We start from the raw sequence: 3,608 nt of genomic DNA, 5'->3' as shown, positions 1-3,608 counted from the left end.
TCGGCGGCCGCTTCCGCGAGGAGGACGTCCGCGTGGACCTGCTGCGTCTCGCCCTCGCCGCGCGCGTGCGCCTCGTGCCGGAACGCGCCACGCGCGTGGACGTCCACACGCGCGAGATCGTCACGGAAAGCGGCGAACGCGTGCCCGCCGACGTCGCCGTCCTCGACGTGGGCGGCGAGAGCGCCGCGCGCGAGCACGCCGGGAACGCCGTCCTCGCCAAGCCCGCCCTGTCGCTCGCCCGGCTCGGCGCGTGGCTGGACGGGGACTCGGGGCAGGCCCGCACCCTGGTGCTCGTCGGGGGCGGCGCGGCGGGCACCGAGATCGCCCTCAACGTCAGCGCCCGCTTCCCCCGTGAGGCGCTGCGCGTCACCCTCGTGGAGCCCGCCGACCGGCTCCTGCCGGAGTTCTCCGCGTCCCTCGGGCGGCGAGCGCTGCAACTGCTGCGCGAGCGCGGCGTGGACGTCCGCCTCGGCGCGCAGGCCGAGACCGCTCACGCGCGCGGCGTCACCCTGCGCGGCGGCGAGGACCTCCACGCGGACGCCGTCGTGTGGGCCACCGGCACGGGGCCCCACCCCCTGCCGCGCGCCTCCGGCCTGCCGCTCACCCACCGGGGCCTCGTGCGGGTCGGGCGTGACCTGCGGGTGGAAGGTTCGGAGTGGCTCCTCGCGAGCGGCGACTGCGCCGCCGTCGCCGGGCACGAGCACCTCGCGCGCTCGGGCGTGCACGCCGTGAAGCAGGGCCCCGCCCTCCTCGCGAACGCCGACCTTCTCGTGCGGGCCGTGGAGCGCGGCGATGACCTCGCGCGCGTGCGGCTGGCGCCCTGGCGGCCCTACCCGGTGGCGCCCTACCTCGTCTCCACCGGCGCGTCCGAGGCCCTGTGCGCCCTGGGCCCGGTCGGGCTGCGCGGACGAGCGTTCCTCGCCCTGAAGCACCGCGCGGACGGACGCTGGCTGCGCCGCTACGACCCCAACATGTGAGGGCGTTCAGGACGCGCCCGGGCGTCCTCTCGCGCGCCTCACGAGCGCGGCGACTACAACGGAGCAGGAGGTGCAGCATGGCAGTCGACCCGAACACCCGACGCTCCATCCAGCACGACATGCGCGTCCGCGATCAGGACGGCGTGGAGATCGCCCGGACCCTCAGGCTCGAAGGGGACTACCTCAAGGTCGTCACCAACGGCGACGAGCACTGGATTCCCGACGGGCTCATCATGCGCGTCGAGCAGGACGTGTTCCTCAACGTCAGCGCCGACGAGGCCCGCGGCACCTGGCGGGACGAGAACCCCAACGGCCACCCCTACGTGACCGAGGCCCACCAGCGGCACGAACGCAGCGAGGTCAAGGGCGAACGCCTCCACAAGAAGGGCGAGCAGAGAAACGACCAGCAGTAGCGAACGCCAGAGGAAGGGAGGCGGGCACCGTGCCCGCCTCCCTTCCTCTGGCGGTCCGCCTCGCGCGGTCCGCGCGGGCGACTTCACCCGTGGAGCCCATCATCCCTTAAAATGTCGTGTTGCCCCGCTCGCGGGGCCTGGAGACACGATGACCAAGGCACACATCATCACCTACGGGTGTCAGATGAACGAGTACGACACCCACCTCGTGGAGAGCCAGCTGGTCTCCCTGGGCGTCGACATGGTGGACTCGGTGGACGCCGCCGACTTCGTGCTGGTGAACACCTGCGCGGTGCGCGGCAAGCCCGTCGAGAAGGTCCGCACGCTCCTCGGGGAGCTGCGCAAGCTCAAGCACGCGCGCGGCCTCGTGATCGGCGTGATGGGCTGCCTCGCCCAGCTGGAGGAGGGCCAGCAGATGGCGCGCAAGTTCGAGGTGGACGTGCTGCTCGGACCCGGCAGCCTCCTCGACATCGGCGCGGCGCTCGAAAACAACGGGCGCTTCTGGGGACTCCAGTTCAAGGACGACCTGCACGACCACGTCCCGCCTCCCCCGCAGGGGAAGCTGCAGGCGCACCTCACGATCATGCGCGGCTGCGACCACCACTGCACGTACTGCATCGTCCCGACCACGCGCGGCCCGCAGGTGAGCCGCCCGGCGGACGGGATCCTGCGCGAGCTCGACACGCTCCTCGCGGCGGGCGTCCGCGAGGTCACGCTGCTGGGGCAGAACGTGAACGCGTACGGCTTCGACGGCGGGCGGCGCGTGCCCGGCATCCCCACCTTCGCGGAACTGCTGCGCATGGTCGGCGCGAGCGGCGTGGAACGCATCAAGTTCACCACCAGCCACCCCATGAACTTCACGGAGGACGTGGTGCTCGCCATGCGCGACACGCCCGCCGTCTGCGATTTCATCCATCTGCCGGTGCAGTCCGGCAGCTCGCGCGTGCTGCGCCGCATGGCGCGCGAGTACACCCGCGAGCGCTACCTGGAGCACGTGGAGACCATCAAGCGGCACCTCCCGAACGCCGTGCTGAGCACCGACATCATCGTGGGCTTTCCCGGCGAGACGGAGGAGGACTTCCAGGAGACGCTCTCCCTCTACGACGAGGTCGGCTACGACCACGCGTACATGTTCATCTACAGCGCGCGGCCCGGCACGCCCAGCTACCACCACTTCGAGGACCTTCCGCGCGAAGTGAAGACCGAGCGGCTCGGGCGGCTCATCGAGAAGCAGAAGGCGTGGGCGCTGAGGAAGAACGCGGCGTACGTGGGCCGCGACCTGCAGGTGCTGCTGCGCGGAGACGCGCACGACGCGGCCTTCCTGGAGGGCCACACGCGCGGCAACCACCCCGTCGTCGTGAGCAAGGCGGTCGGCGCGGACCGGCCCGGCATCTACACCGCCCGCATCGAGCACGTCACGCCGCACATGATGTACGGCCGCCTCGTCGGCGCGGACGGCGAACTGCTGCCGGAACTGCCGAGGTTCACGCCGGAGGCGGCGGCCCTCGCGAACCCCCTGCCGATGGCGTAGGAGCGGTCGGCTTTCGGTGATCGGCGCTCAGCGTGAAGGGCAGCCCGGAATGGACTGCCCTTCACGCTGAGCACTGACGGCTGACCGCTGACGGCTGACGGCTCTACTGCACCGTCACGCGGACGGGCTGGGCGGGCACCTTGGCGGCCTCGTCGTTCGCGAAGCCCTGCCACCAGACCTCCACCACGTACTCCCCGGCGGGCAGGTCCAGCGTGCGCGACAGCGTGAGGGTGCCGTTCGCCGTGACGGTCTCGGTGCGGAGCTCCTGCGTGCAGATGCGCGGCTCGCCGGAGGGGTAGACGACCTCGCGCGTGCCGACGCGCAGGACGCGCACGTGCGGCGGGAAGGCGCACTGCTGCGAGTTCGAGCGGCCCGCCATGAGGGCCACGTCCGTGGCGGTGGTGTTCCTGAGGGTGAGGTCGACCTTCACGCCCGCCGCGCCCGTCGTGGTGCGCGCGCTCGCGGCGGCGCCCGTGACGGTCGTGGAGACGGGCGGACCGGCGGGCGTGTCGGGTGTGGCGGGCGGGGTGGACGTCTGGGCGAGGGCGGCGGCGGAAAGCAGTAGGGCGAGGCCCAGGACGGGCAGGCGGCGTCGGGTCATGCGCGCAGCCTAGACGGCGCGCATGACACGGGACTGACCGGGGGTGTTCACCCGACCTTCACCGCGCGGGGGGCGTGGCCGCGCCC

The 3,608-nt window shown here is 72.3% G+C and carries 4 protein-coding genes; 3 read left to right on the top strand and 1 reads right to left on the bottom strand.

Annotated elements, in window-relative coordinates; genetic code table 11:
• The 3 genes from DEIPI_RS29505 to miaB all read left to right on the top strand — a co-directional run.
• The coding region (locus tag DEIPI_RS29505) for an NAD(P)/FAD-dependent oxidoreductase (RefSeq protein WP_045233927.1) at positions 1-977 on the top strand (977 nt) is incomplete at its 5' end.
• A gap of 77 nt (positions 978-1,054) precedes the next feature.
• Positions 1,055-1,390 carry a DUF2171 domain-containing protein gene (locus tag DEIPI_RS0107815; protein WP_027481405.1) on the top strand — a complete coding sequence of 112 codons (336 nt, stop codon included), beginning with the start codon at positions 1,055-1,057 and terminating at the stop codon, positions 1,388-1,390.
• 148 nt (positions 1,391-1,538) lie between these two features.
• The gene (miaB, locus tag DEIPI_RS0107810) at positions 1,539-2,921 is read left to right on the top strand and encodes a tRNA (N6-isopentenyl adenosine(37)-C2)-methylthiotransferase MiaB (protein ID WP_027481404.1); all 1,383 of its coding nucleotides are present in this window, start codon (positions 1,539-1,541) and stop codon (positions 2,919-2,921) included.
• Between the two features lie 103 nt (positions 2,922-3,024).
• On the opposite strand, the gene DEIPI_RS0107805 is transcribed toward miaB, so the two are convergent.
• Positions 3,025-3,522 carry a hypothetical protein gene (locus tag DEIPI_RS0107805; protein WP_027481403.1) on the bottom strand — a complete coding sequence of 166 codons (498 nt, stop codon included), beginning with the start codon at positions 3,520-3,522 and terminating at the stop codon, positions 3,025-3,027.
• Positions 3,523-3,608: the final 86 nt, after the last annotated feature.

The sequence above is a fragment of the Deinococcus pimensis DSM 21231 genome, from assembly GCF_000519345.1.
In the GTDB taxonomy this organism is placed as follows: domain Bacteria; phylum Deinococcota; class Deinococci; order Deinococcales; family Deinococcaceae; genus Deinococcus_A; species Deinococcus_A pimensis.
The sequence above is the reverse complement of the archived record's forward strand: the minus strand, read 5'-3'. Positions and strand labels throughout refer to the sequence as shown.